Origin of the sequence: Oerskovia sp. NPDC060338 (assembly GCF_042726295.1) — a bacterium.
Lineage (GTDB): Bacteria > Actinomycetota > Actinomycetes > Actinomycetales > Cellulomonadaceae > Oerskovia > Oerskovia merdavium.
In genome coordinates this window covers 115,712-128,040 of sequence record NZ_JBHXCQ010000006.1, presented here as the reverse complement: position 1 = coordinate 128,040, position 12,329 = coordinate 115,712, and the positions used below count along the sequence as shown (strand labels likewise).

Sequence of the window (12,329 nt, the reverse complement as noted above, 5' to 3'; positions counted from 1 at the left end):
GGCCGAGCGCGGGCGAACACGTGGAGAGTTCGTGAACACCAGGCAACGGCGTGGACTTCCGCGTGGTGCGGGAACAACCTTGGTGAGAAGGACGTTGAACAGCACGTGATCGCCAAGAGGCCATTCAACAGATCAGCACATGAGACTGCCCCGGGTGCGGGGTACGGTAGGACGATCCCCACGCGAGGGGCGCGGGGAACGACAGGTCAGCGAACCACCACCGGAGCGAGGCAGGCTCCGACGGTCGCACGGGACACGGAAGGGGGCCGCCAGATGATTGTTCTTCGTCGAGAGATCGGGGACGTGCTGCGAGACGCTCGCCAGCGACAGGGCCGCACCCTGCGAGAGGTGTCCTCGGCTGCACGCGTCTCCCTGGGGTACCTCAGCGAGGTCGAGCGCGGCCAGAAGGAAGCGTCGTCCGAGCTCCTGGGCTCCATCTGCGAAGCCCTCGACATCCCCATGTCGTTGGTGCTGCGCGAGGTCAGCGACCGGGTCGCCGTGGCCGAGGGTCTGATGATCCCGGACACGATCCCCGCAGACTTCGCCGTCACGCTCATGGGTCGCGGAGCGGCTGCAGAGAGCGCGCGGCGCATGCGCGAGGACCTTCAGCCGGTCGGCTGAGCCTCAGGGCTTCTGACAGCTCGGACAGTAGAAGATCGGTCGCTCGAACGGCGCCTCGTTCGCCCGGGCGACAGCGACGGGCGTGCCACATCGGTGGCACGCCCGTCGTGCTCTGCCGTGGACGTGTCGTCGCACGGTCCCCACGCCCTCCGCGACGCTGCGGAGCATCTGGCCCCGCGCGGTCCGCAGGAGCGCCTCCAGGTCGCGGTCGGAGACGTCGGACACCTGGGTCCACGGCCACATCCCCTGGGCGAACAGGCTCTCGGCCGTGTAGATGGTGCCGAGGCCCGCGACCCCGCGCTGGTCCAGCAGGGCGTCGGCGAGGGGCAGTCCTCGGGCGACGCGACCTGGAGGTCCGCCCGCGGTCGCCTGCGCCGGGAACCCACCCGTCGCTGCCGCATCGCGCAGGCGGGCGAGCGCGAGCAGGACGCCGGAGTCCGGGGCGCTGAGGAAGTCGTCCGCGAGGACGTCGGGACCCAGGTGCCCGAGCAGGACGTGCTCGTCACGGGTGCGGACCAGGTCGAGCATGCCGAGCCGTTCGCCGACGCACGTCCAGACCTCGTTCGCGAGGACTGCCCGGACGTCCGTCCCACGTGCGACGGCTCCGCCCGTCCCTGTGCGGGCGACGCGCCACTGTCCCTCCATCCGCAGGTGGGTGTGCAGGGTCGTCCCGTCGTCGATTCGGGTCAGGAGGTGCTTGGCGTACGGCCTGACCTCGACGACGGTCCGACCGGTGAGGTCGACCCCGCCCGCGCTCGGCCATCGGAGGTCGGCCCGTTCGAGGACCCGGCCGCGCAGTGCTGTGTCGAGGCGGTCCGCCGTCACCTTGACCACGTCACCCTCGGGCATCGGTAGCTCCTCGACCGGTCATGCGCGCAGGCCCCGCGGGGTGGGGCGGAAGCCCGCTTCCATGAGCGCGGCGGTCACCCCGAAGGCGCGCGACGCGGTGCTGCCCGCGCCGGCGAGGGCGTCGATCCCGTCGATCCGTCCGATGACCATCTTGCCGAGCAGCCCGGCGCGCGAGGCGCGTGCGAGCTCGGCGCACGCCAGCGCGAGGCGGCGCGCGGAGGTCTCGGAGTCGTCGCCGAACGAGAGGAGGGAACGACCGCCGCGCTCGACGTACAGGACCAGGTCGCCGCCTGCGAGCACGACGACGGAGCCCACCTTGCGCCCGGGGCGATGCGTCGCGCGGGGCGTGGTCCGGGCGGGCTCGGTGCCCGGTGCGAGCGCGAGGGCCGTCGCGGACCCCGTGGTCGCGCTTGCCGACGTGCGCACCTCCGACAGGCCTCCCGGTGCCGACCCGCTCCGCACCCCGAGACCGACGGGCGCCCCGCCTCCCGGCTCGTGCGGTACCCGGGGCTCGGGCCAGGGAAGGGCCGCGCCGTACGGGTTGGCAGGGTCGGTCGCGGCCAGGAGCAGGGCCGAGAGCTCGCGGCGCCCCGCCGACTCGGCGGCGTGCTCACGGTCCTGGGCGTCGGTGCGGAGCTGGTCGACGGCCCCCGGCAGCGCGAACTGTGAGCCGCCGAGGTGCTCGACGAAGTAGCCGCGCCGGACGGTGCCCGTGGTCTCCAGCTCCGACAGGACGCGGTAGACGCCGCGGAAGTAGTTCGTGACTCCCTCGGAGGGGGCTGCTCCGCGGGTCAGCACGCCGTGACGGTCCAGCAGGACCCTCGTCAGGGCGTGCGTGCGCCGGGTGGGGTCGGGTTCACGCAGGGGAAGAGCTGACCATCTGCCCGAGCCGCCACGCAGGTCGGACTCGCCGCGGGCGGCGGCCATCGACCCTGCTCCGAGCGAGGCGAAGCGGCCGCGGGCCAGGGGGCGGGCACGGACCGGAGCGCGTGGTGCGCGGTGCGCGCCGCCTCCCGGGCCGAGACGGCTGCGCAGTGCCCCGAGCCCGTCGTTGGTGACCCAGCCCGCCCACACCAGGTCCCACAGGACTTCCAGGGTCGCTGCCTGCGAGGCTTCCGCGAGCTCGGCGATGCGTGGGAGGAAGAAGCCGCCCGAGCCCGTCAGCAGGTCGACGACCGCCCGGTGCAGGTCGGTGTCGAGCGGGCCGTCCTCCTCGAGGGGCGTCACGTCGGGGAGCGTCAGCGGGGCCGCGTCGGCGAGGTGGAGGCTCACGAGCCCGTCCTTGCCGCCGGGCAACGACGAGTGCCCGCACCACAGGACCTCGCCCGTGGTGGTCAGCTCGTCGAGCAGCGCGGGGGAGTAGTCGGTGACCCGGGAGGGCAGCACCAGGGTCTCGAGCGCCGAAGCCGGGACCGCGGCCCCCGAGAGCTGCTCGACGACCCGCAGCAGCCCGTCGGTGCCCCGCAGCGTGCCGATCCCGTGCCAGCGCGGCAGGAACACGCCCAGGGCCTCGGGAGCGACCGGCTCGACCTCGGCGCGCAGCGCCGCGAGCGACCGGCGCCGCAGCGTCCGCAGCACCTCGGCGTCGCACCACTCCTCGCCCGTCCCCCCGAGGGACTCGGGGCGCAGGCGGCCGCACACCAGCACCCGTGCGGCCTCGAGCCTCCTCAGCACGCCCGTGGCGACCGCCACGCCGATCCCGTACCGCGCCGCGACCTCGTGTGCCCCGAACGGTCCGTGGGTGCGGGCGTGACGCCGCACGAGGTCGCCCAGCGGGTCGGGGACCGGTTCGGTGAAGACCTCGGGGATGCCGGTGGGCAGGGCGACCCCCAGCGCGTCCCGCAGCCGCCCGGCGTCCTCGACCACGGCCCACTGCTGTGCGTCGGCGTCGGGCACCCCGGCCAGACGCACCTGGATCACCCGGCGCGCCCCTTCGAGGCCCGTGAGCCACGCGGGCACCTCCTCGCGTACCTCCTCGCGCGTGCGCCGCGCGACCTCCACGGCAGGGAGCGGGCCGAGCCTGCGCAGCAGGTCCCACACGTCCTCCGCGTGCCGCGCCTGGCGGCCCGGGACCAGCGCGCCGAGCTCGGCCTCGGTCCGTTCGACCGACTCCGGGTCCAGCAGGTCCGCGAGCTGCGAGGCCCCGCCCTCGGTGCCCAGGAGCTCGGCCAGGAGCGTCGGGTCGAGCGAGAGCGCGGCCGCGCGGCGCTCGGCGAGGGGCGCGTCGCCGTCGTACAGGAACTGGGCCGTGTAACCGAACAGGAGGGACTGGGCGAAGGGGGACGGGGTCGGGGTCGTGACGTCGACCAGCCGGACCCGGCCCGCCGTCAGGTCCCTCATGAGCTCGGTCAGCGCCGCGACGTCGAAGTCGTCCTGGAGGCACTCGCGCGCGGCCTCCAGGACGATGGGGAACTCGGGGTACTCGCTCGCGACCGAGAGCAGCTGGGCCGAGCGCTGGCGCTGCTGCCACAGCGGCTGACGCTTGTCGGGGCGGCGCCGGGGGAGCAGCAGGGCGCGGGCCGCCGCCTCACGGAAGCGCGCGGCGAACATGATGGAGCCGCCGAGCTCGGCACGGACCTCGTCGAGCACCTCCTCGGGGGCGAGCAGCAGGTCCTCGGCCGTCACGACGGGCGAGCCGGTGGTCCCGGCAGTGCCGCCGGGCTCCTCGCCCCATCCGCCGTCTCCCAGGTCCGGGAGCCGCAGCACGATCCCGTCGTCGGAGTGCATGGCCGCGGCGTCGAGCCCGTAGCGGTCGCGCAGCCTCGCGCCCAGGACCAGCGCCCACGGCGCGTGGACCTTGGCGCCGTAGGGCGAGTGGATGACGACGCGCCAGTCGCCCAGCTCGTCGCGGAACCGCTCGACGACGACCGTCCGGTCGTCCGGGACGCGACCCGTGGCCTCGCGCTGGTCGGCGAGGTAGGCGACGAGGTTGTCGGTCGCCCAGGCGTCGAGCCCCGCGTCGCGCAGGCGCTCGGTGAGCGGGCCGTCCGCCGCCGCGAGCGACTCGAGCTCGCGCACCCAGGCGCCCACGGCCCGGCCGAGCTCGGCGGGGCGACCGGGGGAGTCGCCCTTCCAGAACGGCAGGCGTCCGGGGGCGCCCGGCGCGGGAGTCACCAGGACACGGTCCGGGGTGATGTCCTCGATGCGCCACGTGCTCGAACCGAGCGTGAACGTGTCGCCGACGCGCGACTCGTAGACCATCTCCTCGTCGAGCTCGCCCACCCGCCGACCACCCCGGGCCCGCGCTCCCGTCGCGGCGCCCCCGGGTGCGTCGCCGAGCACGCCCGCCGTGTCCTCGGGTCCTGCCGTCGTGGAGGGGTCCGTGGCGAGGAACACCCCGTACAGGCCGCGGTCCGGGATGGTCCCGCCGCTCGTGACCGCGAGCCGGAGCGCCCCGGGTCGCCCGCTGAGCACGCCCGTCGTCCGGTCCCACACGATCCGTGCGCGCAGCTCGCCGAAGTCCTCGCTGGGGTAGCGGCCCGCGAGCATGTCCAGCACGGCGTGCAGCGTCGCGTCGCCGAGGGCACCGTACGGTGCGCTGCGTCGGACGAAGGCCGCGAGCTCCGCGACGGTCCAGTCGTCGAGCGCGACCATGGCGACGACCTGCTGCGCGAGGACGTCGAGCGGGTTCGACAGCACGTGCAGGTGCTCGATCTGCCCGGTGCGCATGCGGTCCGCGATCACGGCCGAGGGCACCAGGTCGCCCCGGAAGGTGGGGAACACCACGCCGTGGGACACCGCGCCCACCTGGTGCCCCGCACGCCCGATGCGCTGGAGCCCGCTCGCGACCGACGGTGGCGCCCCGACCTGGACCACCAGGTCCACCGCGCCCATGTCGATGCCGAGCTCGAGCGAGGACGTCGCGACGACCGCGGGAAGCCGCCCGTCCTTGAGCTCGGTCTCGGTGCGGGTGCGCTCGGCACGGCTCATGGAGCCGTGGTGGGCCCGCGCGATCACGGGCTCGGTGCCTGCGCTCGCGCCCGACTGGGCCAGTACCTGCGCGGGCTGGAGCGTACCGACGTCCGGCACGTCCTCGCCCTGACGCTCGGCCCAGACCTCGTTCATGCGGGCCGTGAGCCGTTCGGCGCCGCGCCGGGAGTTGGTGAAGACCAGGGTCGAGCGGTGCTCGGCCACGAGGTCCACGACGCGCTCCTCGACGTGCGGCCACACCGAAGGGCGCGGAGGCCGACCGGTGGCCGGGCCCGAGAGGTCGGGCTCGCCGTCGGGCAGGGGAGGGAGGCCCTCCGGCCCGGCGCTCCCGCCGGGCCCGGGCACGCTGCGCAGGTCGGAGAGGTCCGGGACGGGGACGACGATGTCGACCTCGATCTTCTTCTCCGAGGGAGGCTGCACGACGACGACCTCGCGCCCCTGGTCGTCCGGCCGGCGGTGCCCCGCGAGGAAGGTCGCGACGGCCTCGACCGGGCGGACCGTCGCCGACAGGCCCACGCGCTGCGCGGGCACGGGAAGCAGGGCGTCGAGCCGCTCGAGCGAGACCGCGAGGTGCGCCCCGCGCTTGGTCCCGGCCACGGCATGGATCTCGTCGATGATGACGGTCTGCACACCGGCCAGCCCCGCACGCGCCTGCGACGTCAGGACGAGGAACAAGGACTCGGGGGTCGTGATGAGGATGTCCGGCGGTGCGACGCCGAAGCGCCGCCGCTCGCTCGCGGGAGTGTCGCCCGTGCGGGTGCCGACCACGACGTCCGGGACCGTGGTGCCGAGCCGCACGGCGGCCTGCCGGATGCCCGCGAGCGGCGAGCGCAGGTTGCGCTCGACGTCCGCGGCCAGCGCCTTGAGGGGCGAGACGTAGAGGATCCTGCAGCGCTGCGCGCGGTCGTCGCCCGGCCCTGGCGCGGGTCCACCCGGTGGCTGCTCGTCGGGGCGCGTGAGCAGCCGGTCGAGCGACCACAGGAACGCCGCGAGGGTCTTGCCCGAGCCCGTCGGGGCCACGACCAGCGCGTGCCGGTCGCTGCCGATCGCCTCCCAGGCGCCCGCCTGCGCGGCCGTGGGGCGCTCGAACGCGCCCTCGAACCATGCGCGGGTCGGGGCGCTGAAGCCGGCGAGCGGGTCGGGTGACGTCACCTCGCCATTGTGGGCGCTGCCACCCACAAACGCTCCCCGCCGTGGAACCCCGTCAGGCGGGGCCACCGAGACGTGGCAGGCTGTCCCCGTGCGGTATCGAGAGTTCTGGCAGCTGGTGGACGAGGTCTTCGGATCGGCCTACGGTCGCGCCCTGACCCGGGACCAGGTGCTCAACGCCCTGGACGACCGTACGGCGGTCCAGGCGCTCGAGGACGGCGTCGAGCCGCGGTACGTGTGGCACGCGCTGTGCGACGCGATGGAGCTGCCGGACGCGCAACGGTGGGGTACCGACAAGCATCGCCAGGCGCCGCCCGCGCGCTAGGTGCTCGGTGCGGGGTGGACGGGTGTGCGGCCGAGTGCCGTCCGGCGCCGCCCGCGCGCCCGCCGACCGCGCGCGGCATCATGGCACCCATGTGGCATCGGCTCCCGTTCTCCGTGCACGACCTGACGGGAGCCCTCTGGTCGCTGGTGTCGACGACCGCCGGGCTGGGGCTCGCGATCTGGATCGTGCCGGGCGTGCGGATCACGTCGTGGTGGTCGGTCTTCCTCGCGGCGTTCGTCGTGGGTGTCGGCGACGCGGTCCTGCGGCCCCTGTGGCGAGTGGTCGCGGGGCGTGCGGGCGTCGTCGGGGCACTGGTCTCGGGGCTCGCGGGCCAGGTGCTCGTGGCGTGGCTCGCGCTCACGTACCTGCCGGGCTTCGAGACCGACGACTGGGGCAGCGTCGTGGCGGTGCTCGTCCTGGCAGCGCTCTTCATGGCGATCGGTCGGTGGGCGATCGGTGCGAGCGACAACGAGTACGTGATCGACGACCTGCTGCGACGTGCCCGCCGGGCGCAGCGCACGGCCGCCCGCCGGGCCGCGCGGTCGACGTCGGGAAGTGCAGCGAGCACGCTCGACGGACCGCCCGGCCCGCCCGGCCCGCCCGGCCCGCCCGGCGCGTCCGGCGCGTCGGACAGCTCGCCGACCACCACCCCCGGGTCACGTCCCGCGGGCCTCCTGGTCGTCCAGCTCGACGGTGTCGCACGCTCGACGTTCGACCACGCCGTCCAGGCGGGCCTGGCGCCGAACCTCGCGCGCTGGATCAGCGACGGCACGCACGACCTCGAGACGTGGTGGGCGCGCGTCCCGTCGACCACTCCCGCGAGCCAGGCCGGGCTCCTGCACGGCGCGAGCGAGCACGTGCCGGCCTTCCGGTGGTGGGACCGGGAGCAAGGACGACTCGTGGTGACCAACCATCCGGCCGACGCGGCCCGGGTCGAGGCCTCGATGAGCGACGGCCGCGGGCTGCTCGCGGGCGGAGGGGTCGCGGTCTCGACGATGTTCTCGGGAGACGCGGAGACGAACCTGCTCGTCATGAGCAGGGCCCGCGCAGGACTGGGGCCGGGGCAGGTGTTCGTCCACTTCTTCTCGAGCCCGTTCGTGCTGGTCCGGGCGCTCGTGGGCACGGTGGGCGAGTTCTTCAAGGAGCTCTACCAGGGGTGGCAGCAGGCCGTCCGCGACGTCGAGCCCCGCGTGTCGCGCCTCGGTGCCTACCCGGTCCTGCGGGCCGTCTCGAACGTCGTCCTGCGTGACCTCAACACCTCGCTCGTCGCGGAACAGCTCGTGCGCGGCGCACCCGTGGTCTTCGTGGACCTCGTCGACTACGACGAGATCGCGCACCACGCGGGCCCGCTGCGCCCCGAGGCCATGCGGTCGCTCGAGGGCCTGGACCGGGTGGTCGGGCTGCTCGAGCAGGTCGCCGCGGCGGCGCCCCGTCGCTACGAGGTCGTGGTGCTTTCCGACCACGGACAGTCTCTCGGCGCGACGTTCGAGCAGGTCGTGGGTCGTCCGTTCCTCGACGAGGTGCGCCGGCTCATGGCGGTCCGGCCCTCCCCGGGCGAGCGTCGCCGTCGGGCGTCCGGGGTGCGCTCGGCCTCGGCTGCGGACTCCGAGGCGTGGGGAGCGGTCAACACCGCGCTCAACGCGCTCGGACGCGACAGGGGAGCGCGGAGCGGCCCGGGGGAGCGCGACGGCAAGGTCGCGCAGGGTGGGCGCGTGCTGGTCGGACCGGACCGCGACGGCGCGACGACGGACACGGGCGAGCTGCCCGAGGTCGCCGTCGTCGGCTCGGGGAACCTCGGCCTCGTGTGGTTCCCGCGCTCCCCGGCGCGGCTCGTGGGTGACGAGATCCGGGCGCGGTGGCCCGCGCTCCTGCCGGGCCTGGTCGCGAACCCGGCCGTGGGGGTCGTCGTCGTGCAGGAGAGCAGGCCCGCGCTGGGCGAGGTGCCCGACGTCGTCGCGTACGGCCCGGCGGGCAGCCGCCACCTGGTCTCGGGTCTGGTCTACGGCGAGGACCCGCTCGTGGCGTACGGACCGCGCGCCGCGCCCGACCTCCTGCGGGCGGCCTCGCTCGAGCACGCGGGCGACCTGCTCCTGGTCTCGAGCGTCGACGACGCGGGGCTGGTCCACGCGTTCGAGGGGCTCGTGGGCTCGCACGGCGGGCTGGGCGGCGCGCAGAACGAGGCGATCCTGCTGCACCCCGCGAGCCTGCGGGTGTCTGACGGGGCGCGCGAGGACGTGGGCGGAGCGCGCATGCTGGTGGGAGCCGAGTCCGTGCACCACGAGCTCGTGCGCTGGCTCGAGGAGCTGGGGGTGAGGGGATGACCGGCGACCGGGTGGCCCCGGGGCTGCGGGTCACGTGGCTCGGGCACTCGAGCGCGGTGCTCGACGTCGCGACGCCCGACGGCCGTGTGCGGATCGTCACCGACCCCCTGCTGAAGCGGCACGCGGGCCTGCTGCGCAGGCGCGGCGTGCGGCCCGCCGAGGTCTGGCGGGGTGCCGACGCGGTCCTGCTCTCGCACCTGCACCACGACCACGCCGAGCTGGGGTCGTTGCGGCTGCTGGGGGACGTACCCGTCCTCACGGCGCCCGCGAACGCGCGCTGGCTGCGCTCCAAGGGGCTCGACGGGGTGGGGCTCGGCGCTGGCCCCGAGCGCGACGAGCGACCGCTCGCGGGCCCCGTCCCGGGGCGTCCGCGGGTCCCCGGGTCGGCGGAGGAGCACGGCTCCTGGCACGACGTCGGAGCGTTCGTCCGCGTCCACCTCACGCCCGCGGTGCACGGGCACCGGCCCATGCCGCACCGGCCCAACGCCGCGGTGGGGCACCTCGTGCAGTCGGACGGTTGGACGCTCTGGGCGCTCGGTGACACCGAGGCCTACCCCGGCATGGTGCACCTGCCGGCGCTCGCGGGCGGGCCGGTCGACGTCGCCCTGGTGCCCGTGGCGGGCTGGGGACCGCGGCTGTCGGGCGGGCACCTGGGGCCGGCCGAGGCGGCGCGCGTGTGCGCGGCGGTCGGGGTGCGGGTCGCGATCCCGGTCCACTGGGGGACGCTGCACGCGCCGGGCGGGCAGAACCTGCCGCGCGGATGGATGGACCATGCCGGGGAGGCGTTCGCGGCCGCGGTGCGCCGGTGGGCGCCCGAGACCCGGGCCGTCGTGCTGCGGCCCGGCGAGTCGTGGGAGGGCTGAGGCGCTCGGGCGAGCTGCCCGTGCAGGCCGCTCCCGGCGCGTCGGCGTGCTCGACGACACGCCGTACGGGACCTTCTCTCGAACAGGTGTTCGGGTAGAGTTGTGCACAGCACGAGCCGACCGCCCGTCGTCCACAGGCAGGGCAGGGGGGACGACGAGTGTCAGTGGCGGCACGTACCGTCGGGACACGACACAGGCTTCCTGAGGCCCTCGGCCTCGCACATACTTCGGCACGGTTCCGTGCCCCGCACGCAAAGGTGACCGACATGCCCGCACCCGCAGACCGCGAGAAGGCGCTCGAAGCCGCCCTCGCACAGATCGACCGCAACTTCGGCAAGGGATCGGTGATGCGCCTCGGTGACGAGGGACGCGCGCCGGTCGAGGTCATCCCCACGGGGTCGATCGCCCTGGACATCGCACTCGGCATCGGCGGCCTCCCGCGCGGTCGTGTCGTGGAGATCTACGGCCCCGAGTCCAGCGGAAAGACGACCGTCGCGCTCCACGCCGTGGCCAGCGCCCAGCGCGCCGGCGGAATCGCGGCGTTCATCGACGCCGAGCACGCCCTGGACCCCGAGTACGCGAAGAAGCTGGGCGTGGACACCGACGCGCTGCTCGTCTCGCAGCCGGACACGGGGGAGCAGGCTCTCGAGATCACGGACATGCTGATCCGCTCGGGTGCCATCGACATCATCGTCATCGACTCGGTCGCGGCCCTCGTTCCCAAGGCCGAGATCGAGGGTGAGATGGGTGACAGCCACGTCGGTCTCCAGGCGCGCCTCATGTCCCAGGCGCTGCGCAAGCTCACGGGCGCCCTGAGCCAGTCGGGCACCACCGCGATCTTCATCAACCAGCTCCGCGAGAAGATCGGTGTCATGTTCGGGTCCCCCGAGACGACGACGGGTGGCAAGGCCCTGAAGTTCTACGCCTCGGTGCGCATGGACATCCGCCGCATCGAGACCCTCAAGGAGGGCACCGACGCGGTCGGCAACCGTACGCGCGTCAAGGTGGTCAAGAACAAGATGGCCCCGCCCTTCAAGCAGGCCGAGTTCGACATCCTGTACGGCGTCGGCATCTCGCGCGAGGGTGGGCTCATCGACATGGGCGTCGAGCACGGGTTCGTGCGCAAGTCCGGGTCGTGGTTCACCTACGGCGGCGACCAGCTGGGCCAGGGCAAGGAGAACGCGCGCGGCTTCCTGCGCGACAACCCGGACCTCGCCAACGAGCTCGAGAAGCGCATCAAGGAGAAGCTCGGCGTCGGTGCCACGGTCGACGCCCCTGCGGACGCGGTAGCGGCCGGTGCTCCGGTCACCCCTGCAGCGGCCCCGGCCGGTAAGGGCAAGAAGGCCGTCCTCTGATCATCGACGACCCGCTGGACCGGATGCCCGAGTGGGCGCGTCCCCTTCCCGGAGAGGAGGGGGACGCGCCCATCAGTGCCCCTGGCACGACGGGGGACGTCCCCGACGCAGCAGGGGGCGTCCCGGACCGGGTGGAGACCGCCGTACGCGGAGGCAGTGCCCCGAGCCGCGGGAGGCAGGACCGGGGGACGTCCGGGTTCGGTGCGTCCGGGCTGGGCGGAGGCCGGTCCGGTGGCAAGAGCAGCAGCTCCGGCAGCAGCGGGTTCGGGGAGCGCTCCTCGAGCCGAGGATCCGGCTCGACCCGGCGTCGCGAGTACTCGGGCGAACGCAAGGAACGCAAGCCGCGCCCCACGATCGCCGACCGCGTGGAGTCGGGTGCGCTGGCAGGGGCCGAGCTCACCGAGCACGCCCGCGAGGCGATCCTGCGGACGCTCACGGCCGCACCCAAGAGCCGACGTCAGCTCATGGACGCCATGACGCGCAAGGGATACCCGCCGGCGGTCCTCGAACCCCTCCTCGAACGCTTCGAGGCGGTCGGCCTGGTCGACGACGCCGAGTACGCCGGGATGATCGTCCGTACCCGCCACGGCGAGCGAGGGCTGTCCCGTCGGGCCATCGCGCACGAGCTGCGACGCAAGGGCATCGACGACGAGACCGCAGCAGGCGCGCTCGACCAAGTCGACGACGACGACGAGAACGACGCGGCCCGCGACCTCGTCCGCCGACGCCTGGCCAGGACGGCGGGCCTCGACCGCGAGGTGCGGACCCGGCGCGTCGTCGGGATGCTCGCCCGCAAGGGGTACAGCCCGGGGCTCGCGTTCGCGCTGGTCCGCGAAGAGCTGGCGCGTGAGGGGGACGAGGCGGACGACGAGCCCTACGGCGGGTTCGACGACCTCTGAGGACGAGCGTCGCCCGT

Annotated in this window: 8 protein-coding genes; 6 read left to right on the top strand and 2 right to left on the bottom strand. The window is 74.3% G+C overall.

Annotated features, from left to right (window positions below; all coding sequences use genetic code 11):
• Positions 1-273: 273 nt before the first annotated feature.
• Entirely contained in the window at positions 274-621 is a 348-nt protein-coding gene (locus ACFWGN_RS09310; RefSeq protein ID WP_056648772.1) for a helix-turn-helix domain-containing protein, read from the top strand.
• A gap of 3 nt (positions 622-624) precedes the next feature.
• Here ACFWGN_RS09310 and ACFWGN_RS09305 read toward each other — a convergent pair whose 3' ends face one another.
• Both ACFWGN_RS09305 and ACFWGN_RS09300 read right to left on the bottom strand, forming a co-directional pair.
• The gene (locus ACFWGN_RS09305) at positions 625-1,470 is read right to left on the bottom strand and encodes a DNA-formamidopyrimidine glycosylase family protein (RefSeq protein ID WP_377616613.1); all 846 of its coding nucleotides are present in this window, start codon (positions 1,468-1,470) and stop codon (positions 625-627) included.
• Positions 1,471-1,488: 18 nt separating this feature from the next.
• Positions 1,489-6,552 (bottom strand): DEAD/DEAH box helicase, encoded by a 5,064-nt coding sequence (locus ACFWGN_RS09300; RefSeq protein ID WP_377616612.1) that lies wholly within the window; start codon positions 6,550-6,552, stop codon positions 1,489-1,491.
• 88 nt (positions 6,553-6,640) lie between these two features.
• Here ACFWGN_RS09300 and ACFWGN_RS09295 point away from each other — a divergent pair, with 88 nt between their 5' ends.
• From ACFWGN_RS09295 to ACFWGN_RS09275, 5 genes are all read left to right on the top strand, one after another.
• Positions 6,641-6,874: a DUF3046 domain-containing protein gene (locus ACFWGN_RS09295; protein ID WP_377616611.1), complete on the top strand. Its 234-nt coding sequence runs from the start codon at positions 6,641-6,643 to the stop codon at positions 6,872-6,874.
• Positions 6,875-6,963: 89 nt separating this feature from the next.
• Positions 6,964-9,195 (top strand): alkaline phosphatase family protein, encoded by a 2,232-nt coding sequence (locus tag ACFWGN_RS09290; protein WP_377616610.1) that lies wholly within the window; start codon positions 6,964-6,966, stop codon positions 9,193-9,195.
• Entirely contained in the window at positions 9,192-10,058 is an 867-nt protein-coding gene (locus ACFWGN_RS09285) for an MBL fold metallo-hydrolase (RefSeq protein ID WP_377616609.1), read from the top strand. Before ACFWGN_RS09290 ends, ACFWGN_RS09285 begins: the two co-directional genes overlap by 4 nt.
• Before the next feature lie 266 nt (positions 10,059-10,324).
• Positions 10,325-11,413: a recombinase RecA gene (gene recA, locus ACFWGN_RS09280; protein ID WP_377616608.1), complete on the top strand. Its 1,089-nt coding sequence runs from the start codon at positions 10,325-10,327 to the stop codon at positions 11,411-11,413.
• Between the two features lie 23 nt (positions 11,414-11,436).
• On the top strand, positions 11,437-12,312 hold the full coding sequence (locus ACFWGN_RS09275; RefSeq protein ID WP_377616607.1) for a regulatory protein RecX: 876 nt from the start codon (positions 11,437-11,439) through the stop codon (positions 12,310-12,312).
• Positions 12,313-12,329: the final 17 nt, after the last annotated feature.

Bases quoted from the DNA above. Each gene is read 5' to 3' on its own strand.
- ACFWGN_RS09310 (WP_056648772.1), top strand. From the start codon at position 274: ATGATTGTTCTTCGTCGAGAGATCGGGGACGTGCTGCGAGACGCTCGC.
- ACFWGN_RS09305 (WP_377616613.1), bottom strand. From the start codon at position 1,470: ATGCCCGAGGGTGACGTGGTCAAGGTGACGGCGGACCGCCTCGACACA.
- ACFWGN_RS09290 (WP_377616610.1), top strand. From the start codon at position 6,964: ATGTGGCATCGGCTCCCGTTCTCCGTGCACGACCTGACGGGAGCCCTC.
- ACFWGN_RS09285 (WP_377616609.1), top strand. From the start codon at position 9,192: ATGACCGGCGACCGGGTGGCCCCGGGGCTGCGGGTCACGTGGCTCGGG.
- recA (WP_377616608.1), top strand. From the start codon at position 10,325: ATGCCCGCACCCGCAGACCGCGAGAAGGCGCTCGAAGCCGCCCTCGCA.
- ACFWGN_RS09275 (WP_377616607.1), top strand. From the start codon at position 11,437: ATGCCCGAGTGGGCGCGTCCCCTTCCCGGAGAGGAGGGGGACGCGCCC.